14 protein-coding genes and 1 pseudogene are annotated in these 15,000 nt (G+C 71.8%); 8 read left to right on the top strand and 7 right to left on the bottom strand.

All coding sequences use genetic code 11. From position 1 onward, the window contains the following. Positions 1 to 52: 52 nt before the first annotated feature. The gene (locus AC1DP0_RS07005; RefSeq protein WP_442279255.1) at positions 53 to 2,671 is read right to left on the bottom strand and encodes an ATP-dependent Clp protease ATP-binding subunit; all 2,619 of its coding nucleotides are present in this window, start codon (positions 2,669 to 2,671) and stop codon (positions 53 to 55) included. A 306-nt stretch (positions 2,672 to 2,977) separates the two neighbouring features. On the opposite strand from AC1DP0_RS07005, the pseudogene AC1DP0_RS07000 reads away from it, so the two are divergent. Next, a pseudogene (locus tag AC1DP0_RS07000) lies at positions 2,978 to 3,433 on the top strand (T3SS effector HopA1 family protein); the annotation flags it as partial. Beyond that, a complete protein-coding gene (locus AC1DP0_RS06995) occupies positions 3,345 to 4,838 on the top strand; it encodes a lanthionine synthetase LanC family protein (protein WP_478083149.1) in 1,494 nt (497 codons plus the stop codon). The pseudogene AC1DP0_RS07000 and the gene AC1DP0_RS06995, both read left to right, overlap by 89 nt. 11 nt (positions 4,839 to 4,849) lie before the next feature. On the opposite strand, the gene AC1DP0_RS06990 is transcribed toward AC1DP0_RS06995, so the two are convergent. The 5 genes from AC1DP0_RS06990 to AC1DP0_RS06970 form a co-directional block, all read right to left on the bottom strand. Beyond that, positions 4,850 to 5,152 (bottom strand): hypothetical protein, encoded by a 303-nt coding sequence (locus tag AC1DP0_RS06990; protein WP_478083148.1) that lies wholly within the window; start codon positions 5,150 to 5,152, stop codon positions 4,850 to 4,852. Positions 5,153 to 5,288: 136 nt separating this feature from the next. Next, on the bottom strand, positions 5,289 to 5,780 hold the full coding sequence (locus AC1DP0_RS06985; RefSeq protein ID WP_478083146.1) for a nucleoside deaminase: 492 nt from the start codon (positions 5,778 to 5,780) through the stop codon (positions 5,289 to 5,291). Continuing rightward, positions 5,777 to 6,529 (bottom strand): SAM-dependent methyltransferase, encoded by a 753-nt coding sequence (locus AC1DP0_RS06980; RefSeq protein WP_478083144.1) that lies wholly within the window; start codon positions 6,527 to 6,529, stop codon positions 5,777 to 5,779. Before AC1DP0_RS06980 ends, AC1DP0_RS06985 begins: the two co-directional genes overlap by 4 nt. Positions 6,530 to 6,602: 73 nt before the next feature. Next, positions 6,603 to 7,898: a lactate 2-monooxygenase gene (locus AC1DP0_RS06975; RefSeq protein WP_478083143.1), complete on the bottom strand. Its 1,296-nt coding sequence runs from the start codon at positions 7,896 to 7,898 to the stop codon at positions 6,603 to 6,605. Between the two features lie 84 nt (positions 7,899 to 7,982). Then, positions 7,983 to 8,768, bottom strand: a complete 786-nt coding sequence (locus AC1DP0_RS06970) for a maleylpyruvate isomerase N-terminal domain-containing protein (RefSeq protein WP_478083142.1) — start codon at positions 8,766 to 8,768, stop codon at positions 7,983 to 7,985. Positions 8,769 to 8,880: 112 nt separating this feature from the next. Between AC1DP0_RS06970 and AC1DP0_RS06965 the strand changes: the two genes are divergently transcribed. The 4 genes from AC1DP0_RS06965 (at position 8,881) to AC1DP0_RS06950 (ending at position 11,789) form a co-directional block, all read left to right on the top strand. Further along, the gene (locus AC1DP0_RS06965) at positions 8,881 to 9,831 is read left to right on the top strand and encodes a proline dehydrogenase family protein (RefSeq protein WP_478083141.1); all 951 of its coding nucleotides are present in this window, start codon (positions 8,881 to 8,883) and stop codon (positions 9,829 to 9,831) included. Between the two features lie 13 nt (positions 9,832 to 9,844). Beyond that, positions 9,845 to 10,651: a pyrroline-5-carboxylate reductase gene (proC, locus tag AC1DP0_RS06960; RefSeq protein WP_478083140.1), complete on the top strand. Its 807-nt coding sequence runs from the start codon at positions 9,845 to 9,847 to the stop codon at positions 10,649 to 10,651. A 15-nt stretch (positions 10,652 to 10,666) separates the two neighbouring features. Next, complete coding sequence (locus AC1DP0_RS06955) at positions 10,667 to 11,170, top strand: GNAT family N-acetyltransferase (RefSeq protein ID WP_478083139.1); 504 nt, start codon at positions 10,667 to 10,669, stop codon at positions 11,168 to 11,170. 91 nt (positions 11,171 to 11,261) lie between these two features. Further along, on the top strand, positions 11,262 to 11,789 hold the full coding sequence (locus AC1DP0_RS06950; protein ID WP_478083138.1) for an N-acetyltransferase family protein: 528 nt from the start codon (positions 11,262 to 11,264) through the stop codon (positions 11,787 to 11,789). A 3-nt stretch (positions 11,790 to 11,792) separates the two neighbouring features. Here the strand turns inward: AC1DP0_RS06950 and AC1DP0_RS06945 are convergent, their stop codons facing one another. Further along, on the bottom strand, positions 11,793 to 12,461 hold the full coding sequence (locus AC1DP0_RS06945; protein ID WP_478083151.1) for a potassium channel family protein: 669 nt from the start codon (positions 12,459 to 12,461) through the stop codon (positions 11,793 to 11,795). A gap of 50 nt (positions 12,462 to 12,511) precedes the next feature. On the opposite strand from AC1DP0_RS06945, the gene AC1DP0_RS06940 reads away from it, so the two are divergent. Both AC1DP0_RS06940 and aspS read left to right on the top strand, forming a co-directional pair. Further along, the gene (locus AC1DP0_RS06940; RefSeq protein WP_478083137.1) at positions 12,512 to 13,708 is read left to right on the top strand and encodes an acetoin utilization protein AcuC; all 1,197 of its coding nucleotides are present in this window, start codon (positions 12,512 to 12,514) and stop codon (positions 13,706 to 13,708) included. A gap of 247 nt (positions 13,709 to 13,955) precedes the next feature. Next, a partial coding sequence (gene aspS / locus AC1DP0_RS06935; protein WP_478083136.1) for an aspartate--tRNA(Asn) ligase occupies positions 13,956 to 15,000 on the top strand: 1,045 nt, incomplete at its 3' end.

The raw sequence follows: 15,000 nt of genomic DNA, 5'->3' as shown, positions 1-15,000 counted from the left end.
CGTGGTGTCCCCGGCCCCTTCGGTCGGTCGAGCGGTCAGCGGTTCGTCCCGGTCAGCGCTCCGTGCCGGACAGCCCGGCGTCGGGGTAGACCTGGTCGTCGGGCACCGGCGGACCGGCCACGATGTTGACCCCGAGCGCCTCGTCGAGGGCAGCGCCCTCGGGAAGCTCCGGCAGGTCGTCGGCGGGACGGTGCGCGGCGTCCGGGTGGGCCATGTCGGAGAAGGTGAACTTCTCCTCCTTGCCCTCGCCCTCCGTGTCGATCTTGATGTACTGGCCGGAGGTGAACTCCGCGAAGAGGATCTTCTCCGACAGGGCGTCCTCGATCTCGCGCTGGATGGTGCGGCGCAGCGGGCGCGCACCGAGCACGGGGTCGTAGCCCTTCTTGGCCAGCAGGTCCTTGGCCGCGGGCGTGAGCTCGATGCCCATGTCCTTGTCCTTGAGCCGCTTGTCGAGCTTGGCGATCTCGAGGTCGACGATCTGCGTGATCTCCGCGCGGTTGAGGTGCGGGAACACGATGGTGTCGTCGACGCGGTTGAGGAACTCGGGCCGGAAGTGCTGCTTGAGCTCGTCGGTGACCTTGGCCTTCATCCGCTCGTAGTCCGACAGGGTGTCAGGGCCGGCGGAGAAGCCGAGGGAGGTCTTGGAGATGTCCCTCGTGCCGAGGTTGGTCGTCATGATGATGACGGTGTTCTTGAAGTCGACCATCCGACCCTGGGAGTCGGTGAGGCGGCCGTCCTCGAGCACCTGCAGCAGCGAGTTGAAGATCTCCGGGTGGGCCTTCTCGACCTCGTCGAAGAGCACGACGGAGAACGGCTTGCGGCGCACCTTCTCGGTGAGCTGTCCGCCCTCCTCGTAACCGACGTAGCCGGGAGGCGAGCCGAAGAGCCGGCTCACCGTGTGCTTCTCGGAGTACTCGGACATGTCGAGCTGGATCAGCGCGTCCTCGCTGCCGAAGAGGAACTCGGCGAGGGTCTTGGCGAGCTCGGTCTTACCGACGCCGGTGGGGCCGGCGAAGATGAACGAGCCACCGGGACGACGGGGGTCCTTGAGGCCGGCGCGCGTGCGACGGATCGCCTGCGAGAGGGCCTTGACGGCGTCGTTCATGCCGACGATCCGCTTGTGCAGCTCGTCCTCCATGTGGAGCAGGCGGCTGCTCTCCTCCTCGGTCAGCTTGAACACCGGGATGCCGGTGCTGGCCGCGAGGACCTCGGCGATGAGCTCCTCGTCGACCTCGGCCACGATGTCCATGTCGCCCGACTTCCACTGGGCCTCACGGGCGGCCTTCTCCTGGCGCAGGCGCTTCTCGTCGTCGCGGACGCGGGCCGCGCGCTCGAAGTCCTGCCCGTCGATGGCCGACTCCTTCTCGCGCACGAGGGCGGCGATCTTCTCGTCGAACTCCCGCAGGTCCGGCGGGGCCGTCATCCGGCGGATGCGCAGTCGCGCGCCGGCCTCGTCGATGAGGTCGATCGCCTTGTCGGGCAGGAAGCGGTCGTTGACGTAGCGGTCGGCCATGTTCGCCGCCGCGACGAGCGCCGAGTCGGTGATCGTCACGCGGTGGTGGGCCTCGTAGCGGTCACGCAGCCCCTTGAGGATCTCGATCGTGTGCGGGAGCGTCGGCTCCATCACCTGGATCGGCTGGAAGCGCCGCTCGAGGGCGGAGTCCTTCTCGATGTGCTTGCGGTACTCGTCGAGCGTCGTCGCGCCGATCGTCTGCAGCTCACCACGGGCGAGCATCGGCTTGAGGATCGAGGCGGCGTCGATGGCGCCCTCGGCGGCACCCGCACCGACGAGCGTGTGGATCTCGTCGATGAAGATGATGATGTCGCCGCGGGTGCGGATCTCCTTGAGGACCTTCTTCAGCCGCTCCTCGAAGTCGCCGCGGTAGCGGCTGCCGGCCACGAGCGAGCCGAGGTCGAGGGTGTAGAGCTGCTTGTCCTTGAGCGTCTCGGGCACCTCGCCCTTGACGATGTCCTGGGCGAGGCCCTCGACGACGGCGGTCTTGCCGACGCCGGGCTCGCCGATGAGGACGGGGTTGTTCTTCGTGCGGCGGGACAGCACCTGCATGACCCGCTCGATCTCTTTCTCACGTCCGATGACCGGGTCGAGCTTGCCCTCGCGGGCAGCCTGCGTGAGGTTGCGACCGAACTGGTCGAGCACGAGGGAGCCCGCGGGCGTGCCCTCGGTCTGGCCGGGGCCGACGCCGGCGCCGGCCTTCTCGCCGCTCTGGCCACCCTGGTAGCCGGAGAGCAGCTGGATGACCTGCTGGCGGACCTTGTTCAGCTCCGCGCCGAGCTTGACGAGGACCTGGGCGGCGACGCCCTCGCCCTCGCGGATCAGGCCGAGCAGGATGTGCTCAGTGCCGATGTAGCTGTGGCCGAGCTGGAGTGCCTCGCGCAGCGAGTACTCGAGAACCTTCTTCGCGCGGGGCGTGAAGGGGATGTGGCCGGTCGGGGCCTGCTGCCCCTGGCCGATGATCTCCTGGACCTGGGCCCGGACCGCTTCGAGCGAGATGTCGAGCGATTCGAGGGCCTTCGCGGCGACGCCTTCGCCTTCGTGGATCAGACCCAGGAGGATGTGCTCGGTCCCGATGTAGTTGTGGTTGAGCAGGCGTGCTTCCTCCTGCGCGAGGACAACCACCCTTCGGGCCCTGTCGGTGAACCGTTCGAACATGTTCTTCTCCTGACTGATCGAGAGACATCTCGATGCTATCCGTGCCCGCTGTGGACGAGCACACCCCGACCAACGCGAGGCATGCGTGTCCTGTTCCCCATCCTGAGCGTGATCGGCTCAGGTTCCGCCTCTGTTCGCCGTGAGCGGACAGGCAGGCTCGTCGCCCGCCGTTCTCGTGCGTATGCCGTGACGTACCCGCCGCGCATCCGTGGCCACCGCGCGCACCCCCTCGCCGGGTTTCTCCGCCCGGGCGGAGTGTGGTGGTGGTGAGACCGGTTTCGGCCGTCGTTCGAGCTCGCGGGCTGGTACGTCAACGTCGCTGCCGCCGAGGCGCCCCGTCTCGTCGCCGCCACGGTTCGTCTCGCCGCTGCGTCCGGGGTCCCGCTCTCGCTCAAGTGCCCCGCCCGCGCGGGTGGCTTCGACCGGCGCGACGCCCTCGTGGTCTACGTCCCGCGGGCAGACGCGGAGCGCCTCGAGGCGGACCTCCCCGGCTGGCTGGATGAGGTCTCGGGAGTGCTCACGGCGGACGAACCGCCCCTCACCAGGCGACTGCACCCCGGCGTGGGTGCGGCCCAGGACCCGGGCGGTGGGGTCAGCTACGGCCAGCTCTGGTGCGCCCAGGTCGCGGCGGCGGTGGGCCGAGCCTTCGAGGCGACCGGAGGAGACCCGGTGCGTGCTCAGCGTCTGGTCGTCGGCGACGGGGTGGCGCTGCTCGCTGACGTCGGCATCCGCGCCGAGCGTCCCGAGGAGGTGGCGGCATGACCGCGGTGGCCGCATCGGTGCTGCCCGCTCGAGGACGCCCGGCGACGGGCCGGACTCCGAGTTCGCCCGCACGGCGAGAGTGCTCGCCGCCCGCCTCATCTCCCTGGCTCGAGTCGACGGGCAGCACGAACCGAGGTGGTCCGGGGACGACGTCGACCCACGATCGGCGCCCGACCTCAGCTCGCCGCCGATGCTCGTCCACGGGCCCCTCGACGACGGGCTGCTCACCGGGAGGGCGGGGATCGCCGTGGCGCTCTCGGCAGCCTCGCGCCTGCCGGGGGCACCTGCGGATTGGGCGCACCTCGCCGTCCGCGCGGCAGCCGCCTCCGTGCGCCGCTCCCGGTCGGACCTCACCGCCCACGTCCCTCCCGCAGGTGGGATCGGTTGGGACAGCGGCGCCCTCGGGACTGCGCGTGCCGCCACGGTCGTGGCCGGGGCACACGGCGCACCTGGTCTGGCGGCGGCGTCGCGCCACCTCGCAGGACTCGCGGTCCGGCGCGTCGTCGACCGCCCGGACGAGCTGCCCCCGTTCGCCGACCTCATGGGTGGTCTCGCGGGCGCCCTCGCCGGGGTCCTGTCCGTGCCGCTCKACGAGGAAGACGAGGCCGTTCGCGCGGACGCCGTGACGCTGCTCGTCAAGCGGATCGCCGACCTCGCCGTCGCCGGGCCGATCGGTCACCGGTGGCCGATGGCCGGCGCCGACCACAGCGTCGTCGGCCTCGCCCACGGCGGCAGCGGGGTCGCGCTCGCCCTGACCGCGGCGGCCCAGCACCTGGCCGCGTCCGCCATCGGCGCGACCGTGTCGAGCCCGTCGACGTATGCCGTCGCGCTGGCCTCCGAGGCCATGCTCTGGGAGGAGTCCCTCCAAGCCGCCGGAGCCGGGGGTTGGCCGGACCTGCGGCTGGCCGAACCGGTGCCGGGTCTCGCCTGGTGCCACGGAGCCCCCGGGGTCGGCGTGTCCGCCGCCCTGCGGCACTCGCTCCTCGCCGCGGCCGGTCAGGGTTCCCGCGATGCCGCGGCCGCGCACGTCGCGTTCGCCCGGGCGCGAGCCGCGAGTGTCGCCCACCGGCCTGTGGGGGTGCAGGCCTTCGACGGGTCGGTATGTCACGGACTCGCCGGGGTCGTCGAGATGCACCTGCTCGCCGCCGCGACGTGGCCGGCGGCGACCCGCGAGCACGTCGCCTCGGCCCGGGCGCTGGCCACCCACCTGACTCGCGCAGGTCAGGTGGGGCACCCGACCTGGCTCTGCGGCATACGCGGTGGTGGGCGCAGTCCCAATCTCCTCGTCGGGATCGGGGGAGTCGCCCTGACCCTCGCGCGGTGTCACGACCTCTCGGTGGGTCCCTCGGCGGCGGACCCCTTCCTCGGCGCGGTCACGCCGCGCGGACGTTCACGTGCGGCCTGAGCCGGGGCCGACTAGGAGGTCGAGCTCCAGCCGACGGAAAGGTCCGGAGGGCCTGCCGAGCCGGGCGCCGGGGACCCTGGCTCGGTTGGCTGGGTGTGGCTCAGAGTGTCGATCTCAGCCACGGAGACGCCTTCGATGGAGCGGGCGTCGTGGACGAAGGACTCGACAGCGTCGTCGTCGACCTCGGCAACGGCCACCCCGGGCAGCTCCGGAGCGGGTGCCCGGACCGTCACCGGGCCGAGCTCGCGCAGGGCGCGGACGACGTGCTCGGGGTCGGACTCTCCGGACAACGTCACAAGCACACGGGTCGCCATCCCGTCATTGTCGATCCAACGTGCGAGGCGCCACAACGCCCCGCCCCCACAACCCCGCCCGGGCGGAGTTGTGGGGGTCCGGCGGGTCGGATCTGTGGTTCAGGTCCGCCCCGGCGGAGTTGTCGTGGCGGTGGGGTCAGGGGGAGGGGTGGGCGTGGGCGTAGCGGCGGTGCAGGTCGCGGACCTCGTCCTCGAGCTGAGGGGCCGGGCCGTCCACGACCGCGCCCGGCACCACCTCGCGGATCGAGAGCGGCGCGACCGGTGAGGCGGGCGCACCCCAAGCTGACCGCCACGCGCCCAGCTGGGCCGAGCTGACGGCATACACGATCCGACCGAGCCCCACCCAGCCGTGCGCGGCCGAGCACATCGGGCAGTGCTCGCCCGAGGTGTAGACCGTTGCGACCGCGCGCTCGGGCTCCGTCAGGTGCGCGCCGGCCCAGCGGGCGATGGCGAGCTCGGGGTGCTGGGTCGCGTCGAGCGCGACGACGTGGTTGTGGTCCTCGAAGAGCACCTCGCCGTTCCCCGAGACGAGCACGGAGCCGAACGGCTCGTCGCCCCGCTCGAGCGCGAGGCGGGCGAGCTCGACGGCCCGTCGCAGGTGGCCGACGTCGGCGGCCCCGAGGCTCACTCGACCCTCCCGGTGACGAGCGCGAAGCTGACGAAGGCGCCCCCGTCGGCCTCGAGCATGCCCTGCACGGGCGAGGTGGGCTGTCCCTTGAGCTCCATGACAGCGCGCTCCCACAGCAGCCAGTTGGCGCACGCGTCCGTCTGGTTGCGGGCCGTCACGGCCAGGAACGCTCGGCTGAACTCCCACTGGCTGCGCAGCCACTCGGCGGTGTGCCACGCGGCCGACTCCGCTCCGACGACGCGGTCGATGTGCTCGGGGATCTCGCCGAGCTCGCGCACCTCGGTGGTCAGGGCGGGCGTCGCGACGCCGAGCTGGCCGCCGGGCTTGAGGAACGTGGCGAGGTAGGGCGGGTAGTGGTCGCCGGTGCCGAAGTACTCCCACGCGTCGATGCTGACGATGGCGTCGAACGAGCCCCGGCCGAAGGGCAGCGCGTGAGCGTCGACCCGCATCGGCAGGACCTGGTCGTCCACCCCCTCCTTGCGGAAGACACCCGCGGCGGCGGTCGGGTCCACCCACAGGTCGGCGGCGATGACGTGCACGCCGTACTCCCGGGCGAGGAAGACCGACGTCGCGCCGAGACCCGAGCCGAGGTCGAGCACGCGCATGCCGGGGCGCAGGTCGAGGTCCGCGGCGAGGTCCTCGAGCAGCCACAGCGGGTGCGGGCCCATGTCGAGGTCGACGAGCCACTTGGCGTCGTACTTCGAGGACTTGGGGAAGGCGTCGCGGATCAGGTGGTCGAGGGCGGGCATGCCCCGATCCTCCGGGACGAGCCCGTGTGCCGTCGACCCCGTCCCACGGGACGGTGGGCTCCGCGGCAGTGCGCTACCCGACGCGCACCAGACGGTCCGGGGTGAGGTCGGCGAGCGACGTGCACCCGGAGAGCGCCAGCTGGAGGTCGAGCTCCGCGCGGAGGTTGCGCAGCACCTCGGACACGCCCTCGGCCCCGGCGAGGGCGAGTCCGTAGACGTGCGGCCGACCGATGCCGACAGCCGTCGCACCCAGCGCGAGCGCGATGAAGACGTCTGCCCCGCAACGGATCCCGCTGTCGAAGATGACCGGCGCGCTGGACCCCGCCCCGCGAACCGCCTCGACGACGCCGGGAAGGGCGTCGAGCGCCGCGATCGACCGGTCGACCTGACGACCGCCGTGGTTCGAGACGTAGACCCCGTCGACGCCGGCGTCGACGGCCCGGCGCGCGTCCTCGGGGTGCAGGATCCCCTTGAGCACGATCGGCAGGCTCGTCAGGGAGCGCAGCCGCGGCAGGTCCGTCCAGGTCAGCGACGGCCTGCTGAAGACGTCGAGGAACGTCTCGACCGCCGCGCGCGGCTCGGGCGCGGTGAGGTTGCGGCGCGTGTCGCCCGGGTGGTTGCGCGACATCGACAGCAGGGTCGCGACCGCGGCCGGGGTGGGACGGGGGCGTGTCGTCGGCACGGCGACCCTCGCACTCGCGACGCGCTCGGCGACGAGCCGCCGGAAGACGGGGTCCGACGTGTACTGGGCGATGCCCKCGCCGCGGGCGAACGGCAGGTGCCCGAGGTCGAGGTCGCGTGGGCGCCAGCCGAGGTATGCCGTGTCGAGCGTGACGACGAGGGCGTCGCTGCCGCACGCCTCGGCCCGCGAGACGAGGCTCTCGACGAGGTCGTCGTTGCTGCTCCAGTAGAGCTGGTACCAGTGCCCCGAGCCACCCAGCGTGCGGGCGACCTCCTCCATCGGTACCGAGGCCTGGGTGCTGAGGATCTGGGTGACGGCCTGCTCGCGGGCACCCCGCGCCACGGCGAGGTCGGCCTCGTCGTCTGCCATCGACAGCACGCCGACCGGCGCGACGAGGAGCGGACTCTCGTGCCGGCGGCCGAAGAGCTCGACGGACGTGTCGCGCTCGGTCGTGTCGACGAGCATCCGTGGCACGACCCGCCACCGGGAGAACGCCGTCACGTTGGCCCGCGCGCTCGCCTCGGAACCGGCAGAGCCTGCGACGTAGGCGAATCCACGCTTGGACATGACCTTGCGGGCTGCCGCGTCGAGCTGCGTGGCGTCCGTCGGCACTGCCGGTCGGCGGCCGAAGGCCCCCGCCCGGTAGATGGCGGACTGCACGGTCCGGCCGATGCTCTCGGGCGGCATACGAGCTCCTCTGGTCGCGCGAAGCCCGTCCGTGGCGGTGCGGTCGGGTGCTGCGCACATCCTGCTACGCGGCCCGGCCGGCCATCACCAGGTGACGGAGATCGTGTCGCGCCACCAGCGCTCGAGCTCGTCGGCCGGCTCGGCGGCGCTGCGGCTCCACAGGCGGAGGTAGAGGTCGACCGGGTCGCCGGTGAGGGCGTGGTCGGCGCCGGCGGCCTCGGAGGAGGCAGGTCCGACCCGCCGGGTGGAGATCGGCCGACCCGGCGCCAGGTCCACGAGCCAGGCGACGTCCGCACGGTCGGGGCGCACGAGCAGCCGGGTGGGGGAGTCGGGCGACGCGCCCTTCCTCCGGCGGGTGACGAAACCGACGAGCAGCTCGTCGATGCCGTCGAGCGCCACGGCCGGCTTGATCCAGGTCTCGTCGGCGCGCGCCGGCCGCCCGAGCCTGGCCCCGAGCGCGTCGACGGCGTGGATCGTCGTCTCGTGGCACTGCCGTCGGACCCAGAACAGACGCGGCGCGGGTGCGTCCTTGAGGAAGACGAGCGCGTCCAGGTCCTCCGGCGCGTCGACAATCGCCTGCAGGAGCGCGGTCGCGCCTTCGTCGAACCAGCCGAGGACGTCGGGCGACTCGCGCCCCTCGCGCTCGAGCTGTTGGGGCGGCTCGATCGGCTCTCCGCGCAGGTGGCCCGCGGCCCAGCGGTGCACCATTCCCTGGTGGGCGACGAGGTCGAGCACCGTCCAGTCGGGGCAGGTGGGGACCGGAGCGTCCAGCCCGGCAGCCATCGCGTTGGCTCGCAGCACCGTCGACGCCGCCCCGAGGGCCTCGCCGAGGGCGTCAAGCGTCAGGCCCAGTGGTCCGGGGGTCGCCATGGCAGCGAGTCTGCCCCATCCTCGGGTCGGCGGTAGATTTGCCCGGCGAGACGGTCACCACCGTCCGCCGCCGTCACCCGAGCGACATCCCGAGCACCACCCGGAGGCCCCCGTGGACGCCAGCGACCTGCTGCGCAACTCGCTCCTGCAGCTGTCCAAGCAGGAGAAGATCCGAGACGTCATCGAGAAGGCGCCGGTGTCGCGCTCGGTCGTCAGACGCTTCGTGCCCGGCGCGGAGCGCGCCGACGTCGTCGGGGCCGCGTCCGAGATCTCCGCGTCCGGTCGACTGTCGACGATCGACTACCTCGGCGAGGACACGACCGACCTCGCGCAGGCGGAGCACACCCGGGACGCCTACATGTCCCTGCTGACGGCGCTGCGCGACCAGGGCCTCACCGAGGGCGGCGCCGTCGAGGTGTCGCTCAAGCTCAGCGCCCTCGGCCAGGCGCTGCCCGGAGACGGCAACAAGATCGCGCTCGACCACGCGCGGGAGATCTGCGAGGTGGCGAAGCAGGCCGGCACGACGGTGACCCTCGACATGGAGGACCACACGACGACGGACCTCACCCTCGATGCCCTGCGCGAGCTGCGGGCCGACTTCCCGACGGTCGGCGCCGTGCTCCAGGCCTACCTCTACCGCACCGAGGCCGACTGCCGTGACCTCGCGCACGCCGGCTCGCGCGTGCGCCTGTGCAAGGGCGCCTACAAGGAGCCGGAGTCGGTGGCCTTCCAGGCCGGCGCCGAGGTCGACAAGTCCTACGTGCGCTGCCTCAAGGTCCTCATGCAGGGTGCGGGCTACCCGATGGTCGCCTCGCACGACCCCCGCCTCATCGAGATCGCGGGCGCGCTCGCGGGTCAGGCCGGCCGCGACCCGAGGTCGTTCGAGTACCAGATGCTCTACGGCATCCGGCCCGAGGAGCAGAAGCGGATCGCCGACCGCGGCGACCAGATGCGGGTCTACATCCCCTACGGGCAGGAGTGGTACGGCTACCTCATGCGCCGGATGGCCGAGAAGCCGGCCAACGTCATGTTCTTCCTGCGCGGCGTCGCCACCAAGAGCTGAGCAGGGAGGCACGATGACGACGACGGCGATCTTCGGCGCGGGGGTCATGGGCGAGACCCTCGTCTCGGGCCTCATCCGGTCGGGCCGCACGCCCGACGACCTCGTCGTCACCGGCCGCACCCCCGACAAGGTCAACGCGCTCGCGGAGCGCCACGGCGTCCGCGTCATGGCGAATGCCGACGCGGCCGACGTCGCCGACAGCCTCGTGCTGTGCGTCAAGCCACAGGACATGGCTGCGCTCCTCGAGGAGATCCACGACCACGTGGTGCCCGGCAACGCCGTCGTGTCGCTCGCCGCCGGCATCACGACCGAGTACCTCGAGTCGCGGCTGCCCGCGGGCACGTCGGTCATCCGGGTCATGCCCAACACGCCGGCCCTCGTCGACCAGGGCATGGCCGGCATCTCACCCGGCAGCCACTGCACCGACGACCACCTCGCCGAGGCCGAGGCGCTGCTCAGCTCGTGCGGCAAGGTCGTGCGGCTGCCCGAGAAGCACCTCGATGCCGTCACCGCGATCTCCGGCAGCGGTCCGGCCTACATCTTCTACGTCGTCGAGGCGATGATCGAGGCCGGTGTCGTGCTGGGGCTGCCCCGCGCCACGGCCACGGAGCTCGTCGTCCAGACCCTCTACGGTGCGGCGACGATGCTCAAGGAGACGAAGGAGCACCCGACGGTGCTGCGCGAGCAGGTGAGCTCACCCGGCGGCACGACCGTCGCCGCCCTGCGCCAGCTCGACGACCACAAGGTGCGCGCCGCCTTCGTCACGGCCATCGAGGCCGCCGCCGCGCGGTCCAGGGAACTGGCGTCCGGGCAGGTCTGAGGGCACTGTGGGGGAATGGCCGAACCGCACCGCGCCCTGCACCTGCACCCGGTCTCGCCCGATGACTGGGAGTGGCACCGCGACGTCCGTCTCGCGATGCTGCAGGACGCGCCGGACGCGTTCTGGTTCACCTATGCGGACGAGGCCGTCTATGACGAGGCCGACTGGCGCGAACGGATCGAAGGGGCCTGGCTCGTGCAGGCGCGGGACTCCGACGGGGTCCTCGGCAGCGCCGGGCTCGGCTCGCACTGGGAGCCCGAGCGCGCAACCACGGCAACGCTCTTCGGCATGTACGTCGCCCCACGGGCACGCGGTCGGGGGGTGGGCGAGGCGCTCGTCCGCGCGGTCCTCCACGAGGCGCGTCGGCTCGGCAAGTCCGAGGTCGTGCTCGAGGTGACCAGCTCCAACACGGCGGCCGAGGCGTTGTATGCGCGGTGCGGGTTCGTGCGCACCGGTGCCGTCCACGACCACCCACGGCGTCCCGACCTGCGCGAGATCGAGATGACGTACCGCTTCTGATTCACGCGCTCGGGCAGCGCCCCCGCGATGCACCGAACGTTCATTGGCCCGCGGGTGCGGTCCGAGCGCCTGTCGTGCGAAGGTGGACCCCATGACCGACATCACCGTGCGTCCCCTCGGCGAGGACGACTGGGAGGACTACCGCTCCGTCCGTCTCGCTGCACTGCGTGAGTCGCCCGAGGCGTTCGTGGCCACGGTCGAGGAGGAAGAGGCCTACGACGAGGACTTCTGGCGCGAACGCATGCTTCGCTCCGCGCGACTCGTGGCCGAGCGCGACGGCCGCGCGGTCGGCGTGGTCAGCGTCGGTACCGCCACCGGGAACGAGGAGACGGCCGGGGAGCTCTTCGGCCTCTGGGTGCGCCCGGAGGCACGCGGCTCGGGCGTCGCCACGCGTCTCGTCAAGGACGGGGCCTCGCTCGCGGCGCAGCGCGGCCACTCCCACCTCGTCTACTGGGTCGGCACGGAGAACGGCCGCGCGGTCGCCTTCGCGAGCGGCATGGGTTTCCGCCCGACCGACTACCGTCGTCCGATGGGCGTCGTCAGCGAGGAGGACGGCGAGGAGGAGATCGCCATGGTCCTGCCGCTCGGCTCCGACAACGGGCCGCGGTTTCGCCTCTGAGCGTCAGGGACGCGCGGCGAAGCGTTCGATGAGCTCGACGGGCCCACTGACGATGAGCATGTGGTGCGCCGAGATCTTCGTCTGCGGCACGGCATAGGTGAAGTCCTCGCCCGGCGCCTTGACGCCGACGACCGTGACGCCGTACTTGCGTCGGATCGAGCTCTGCTCGAGCGTGAAACCGACCGTCTCTGACGGCGGCTTCAGCTTGACGATGGCAAAGCCGTCGTCGAACTCGATGTAGTCGAGCAGCTTGCCGTTGACGAGGTGGGCCACGCGGCGGCCGGAGTCGGCCTCCGGCGAGATGACGTGGTGGACGCCGATGCGGTCGAGGATCCGCTTGTGCTCGGGGGAGAGCGCCTTGGCCCAGATGGACGGCACGCCGGCGTCCACGAGGTTGGCGGCCGCGAGCACCGAGGACTCGACCGACGAGCCGATGCCGACGATGGCGATCTTCGGCTCCGCGCTGCGGATCATGTCGAGCGCCGTCGACTGCGCCATGTCGGCGTGCACGACCTTGGCCACCTTGTTGACGTAGCTCTCGGCGATGGCGTTGTCGCGCTCGACGGCAACGACGCGGTGGCCGAGCCTCGTGAGCTCGAGAGCGACGGCCGAGCCGAAGCGTCCCAGCCCGATGACGATCACGTCGTCGTCGTAGAGCCGGTTGCGGCCCATGCGTGTTACCTCCGTCATCCGGTGCGCGTTTCCGCGATAGCGTCTCAATCATGCCAACTCAGGCCCGGGTCGTCTGGGACGCGTCCTTCACCAGGTACGACTTCGGCCCCACCCACCCGATGGCTCCCGCGCGCCTCGACCTCACGGCCCGGCTCTGCGAGGCGCTCGGCGTCTTCGACGCCGACGGCGTCGAGGTGGTCGGTGCCGAGGTGGCCTCCGACGAGCTGCTGGCGACCATCCACGACGACGACTACGTGACGGCGGTCAAGGCGGCGTCCGTCGACCCGTCCCAGGCCGACGAGGCCTTCGGGCTGGGCACCGAGGACGACCCGGCCTTCGAGGGCATGCACGACGCGAGTGCCCGGGTCGTCTCGGGCACCGTCGACGCGGCCCGCGCGGTCTGGGAGGGCGATGCCGAGCACGCCGTCAACTTCACCGGCGGCCTGCACCACGCCATGCGCGGCAGGGCGAGCGGCTTCTGCGTCTACAACGACATCGCCGTGGGCATCCAGTGGCTGCTCGACCACGGCGCGGAGCGCGTGGCCTACGTCGACGTCGACGTGCACCACGGCGACGGTGTCGAGCGGATCTTCTGGGACGACCCGCGGGTCCTGACGATCTCGGTGCACGAGACCGGCCGGGCGCTCTTCCCGGGCACCGGCTGGCCCACCGACGTCGGCGGACCCGACGCGGAGGGCAGCGCGGTCAACGTGGCGCTGCCGCCCGGCCTCACCGACGCGGGCTGGTTACGGGCCATCCACGCGGTGGTGATGCCTCTGGTCCGCGCGTTCCGGCCCGACGTGCTCGTCACGCAGCACGGGTGCGACACGCATGCCGAGGACCCCCTGGCCCACTTCGCCGTCACTGTGGACGCCCAACGCGCCGCAGCCGACTCCCTGCACCGCCTCGCGCACGACGTCTGCGAGGGCCGGTGGCTGGCGCTCGGCGGTGGGGGCTACGAGGTCGTCGACGTCGTGCCGCGCACGTGGACGCACCTGACCGCGATCGCCGCTCACGCCCCGATCAAGACGACGGTGGACGTCCCCGAGGACTGGCGGGCCCATGTCGAGCAGGTGTTCGGCCGGCCTGGTCCGCGTCGGATGGGCGACCTGACCGTGGAGGACGGGCCGCTCTGGTGGCGCTCGTGGGAGATGGGCTACGACCCGGCCAGCGAGGTGGACCGCGCCATCATGGCCACGCGCACCGCCGTCTTCCCTCTGCACGGTCTCGACATCCACTTCGACTGACCAGCTGGCCGAAAGAGCGATCCGTCCCTCCGCCTGGGGGACGGATCGCCCTTTCGATCGCGAAAAGGCGGACGGACTGCTCTTTCGATGGGGGTAGGGTGGCCGGCACGGCGACGACGGGCCTGACGATCCTGAGCCGAGCACGACCAGAGGCCGTCCGCGATCCGCGGCGGCGAAGGTGTGGTGGCACAGCGACATTCCCCATCGCCCACACCTCCGGGGCACCAACCCTCTGGAGGTGAACGGAATGCAACCAACCCAACTCACGGCCACCGCCTCGCGCGTGCTGGCCCGCGACCTCGCGTCCGTGCAACCCGGTGAGCGCGCCACGCTCGCCGGCTGGATCCACCGACGCCGCGTCCTCGCCAGCGTCACATTCCTCGTCCTGCGCGACCGTTCGGGTCTGGCCCAGGTCGTCGTCAAGGACCGCCAGACCGTCGAGCAGCTCGCCGGGCTGCCCGAGGAGACCGTTGTCGAGGTGACCGGCACGGTGTCGGCCAACGAGTCGGCGCCCGGTGGCGCCGAGCTCGTCGAACCCTCGATCACGGCGCTCACGGAGCCCGCGCTCGCCCCGCCGGTCGAGCTGTGGCGACCGACGTTCGGGGCTGGGCTGCCGACGCACCTCGACCATGCCGCGGTGACGTTGCGACACCCGCGCCACCGGGCGGCCTGGCAGATCGCGAGCGCCTCCATGCGCGGGTTCCGTTCCGCCCTGGGGGCGCTCGAGTTCACCGAGATCGCGACCCCCAAGCTCGTCGGTACCGCGACAGAGTCGGGCGCCAACGTCTTCACCGTCGACTACTTCGGTCGGACGGCCTACCTCGCGCAGAGCCCGCAGCTCTACAAGCAGATGCTCGTCGGGGTCTTCGAGCGGGTCTTCGAGGTCGGTCCGGTCTTTCGCGCCGAGCCCCACGACACGGTGCGCCACCTCGCGCAGTACACCTCGCTCGACGCCGAGCTCGGCTTCATCCGCGACCACCGCGACGTGCTGGCCGTCCTGCGCGAAGCCATCGCCGGCATGGTCGAGGCCATCCGGGAGTATGCCGGCGACGCCGCTGCGCTCCTGGGCGTCGAGCTGCCACGGGTGCCGGAGGAGTTCCCCGTCATCCACTTCAGCGACGCCCTCGCGAAGGTCGGTGCAGACCCGGACGAGCCCGACCTCAGCCCGGCGCACGAGCGCGCGCTGAGCGAGTGGGCCAAGACGGCATACGACTCGGAATTCCTTGCGGTAGAGGGATACCCGATGGCAAAGCGGCCCTTCTACACCCACCCTCAGGGGGCTCCGCCCCCCG

The sequence above is a fragment of the Terrabacter sp. P5_B1 genome, from assembly GCF_056400505.1.
The sequence above is the reverse complement of the archived record's forward strand: the minus strand, read 5'-3'. Positions and strand labels throughout refer to the sequence as shown.